This window comes from Christiangramia aquimixticola (assembly GCF_048285835.1).
Classification (GTDB): domain Bacteria; phylum Bacteroidota; class Bacteroidia; order Flavobacteriales; family Flavobacteriaceae; genus Christiangramia; species Christiangramia aquimixticola.
This window is the reverse complement of the sequence record NZ_JBLVTL010000206.1, coordinates 1-302: the sequence shown is the minus strand read 5'-3', so window position 1 is coordinate 302 and position 302 is coordinate 1. Positions and strand designations below refer to the sequence as shown.

Below are 302 nucleotides of genomic sequence, written 5' to 3'. Positions count from 1 at the left end.
CTTGTCGAAATGCTGACAAGATTTCATTCAACTGATCCTGAGGAACAAATTCTTCCAACTTCTTACCCAACGTGTGAGAGGCCGGTTCAAGTAGATTTTCTCTTCCCTGAATATGAAAATCCAACACTTTTCCCTCATTGTCATAAATAAAAATCACATCAGGAAGGTTATTGATCAAAGCCCTGAGTCGGTTTTCACTTTCAATGATCTCTTTCTCGGATTGGTATTGCTCAGTGATGTCGGTGCAGATCCCCATCCCCCCATTGAAGCGTCCCAGCTCATCATACATCAATTTTTCAAAG

General features: G+C 41.4%; 1 protein-coding gene. It reads right to left on the bottom strand.

Translation table 11 applies throughout. From position 1 onward, the window contains the following. The coding region (locus ACNKXV_RS14150; protein WP_417908357.1) for a PAS domain-containing protein at positions 1–289 on the bottom strand (289 nt) is incomplete at its 3' end. Between the last annotated feature and the right edge of the window lie 13 nt (positions 290–302).